The organism is Xanthomonas cucurbitae (assembly GCF_002939885.1).
Taxonomy (GTDB): Bacteria; Pseudomonadota; Gammaproteobacteria; order Xanthomonadales; family Xanthomonadaceae; genus Xanthomonas; species Xanthomonas cucurbitae.
Window position 1 is genome coordinate 1 of record NZ_MDED01000158.1, and the last position, 307, is coordinate 307.

Sequence of the window (307 nt, forward strand, 5' to 3'; positions counted from 1 at the left end):
TGCTGATCGGGAAAGCCTGCATGCGAGAGCAGGTGGCGCGCGACACGCTGGTACTGCACGCTGACAATGGCGGCCCGATGAAAGCGGCAACGATGCTGGCCACCTTGCAGAGCCTTCATGTGACCCCGTCCTTCAGCCGTCCACGGGTGAGTGACGACAACCCTTACTCAGAGGCGCTGTTCCGCACGCTGAAGTACGCGCCGGCATATCCGAGCAGGCCGTTTACCGACATCACCTGCGCGCGCAGTTGGGTGGCGGGCTTCGTGGACTGGTACAACAACGAGCACCGCCACAGTGGCATCCGATT

The 307-nt window shown here is 62.5% G+C and carries 1 protein-coding gene; it reads left to right on the forward strand.

What is annotated here, in order from left to right; genetic code table 11:
• The coding region (locus XcuCFBP2542_RS19180; protein ID WP_146090399.1) for an integrase core domain-containing protein at nucleotides 1-307 on the forward strand (307 nt) is incomplete at both ends.